The sequence below is a fragment of the Lactobacillus sp. UMNPBX12 genome, assembly GCF_002553955.1.
In the GTDB taxonomy this organism is placed as follows: domain Bacteria; phylum Bacillota; class Bacilli; order Lactobacillales; family Lactobacillaceae; genus Lactobacillus; species Lactobacillus crispatus.
Genome location: NZ_PCYY01000075.1, coordinates 1 through 444 on the forward strand (window position 1 = coordinate 1; position 444 = coordinate 444).

1 protein-coding gene is annotated in these 444 nt (G+C 31.1%); it reads right to left on the bottom strand.

Annotated elements, in window-relative coordinates; all coding sequences use genetic code 11:
* A partial coding sequence (locus CP363_RS10540; RefSeq protein ID WP_233187174.1) for a replication initiation protein occupies window positions 1-414 on the bottom strand: 414 nt, incomplete at its 3' end.
* Window positions 415-444 lie beyond the last annotated feature (30 nt).

A 444-nucleotide genomic window follows, 5' to 3' on the forward strand; every position in this document is an offset into this window, starting at 1 on the left:
TCTTTTGTCTGGTGTTAAAGTAATAGTAGATTTAGGATATAATTCAGCTAATTCATTTAGTGCTACACCTAGAGCTTCTTTTTTAAATCTCCCTGCAGACCAACGTATAGGAGTTTTATTTCCTTTTTCATCTACCGTATATCCTAAAAACCAAGACTCCCATTTTTCAAGGCTAGCATTTAAATATAAATCAGGTAGCTTTCTATGAGGATCATTAAAGTTAGACCATTTTTCCATTACAGTAGCATTCCATAATTTAAGCATAATTAGGGTGTATTTTGAACGAACTCTACTTAGTTCGATTAGATTGAACGAATAATATTGTTGTTTTAATTGAAAGATATAAGGGGCAATATCAGCATTATATTTAATTTCAACATCACCATTTCTATCAATATCAATATGCTGAAACAAAGAAGTCATCCTAATAAATGGGGTACCATC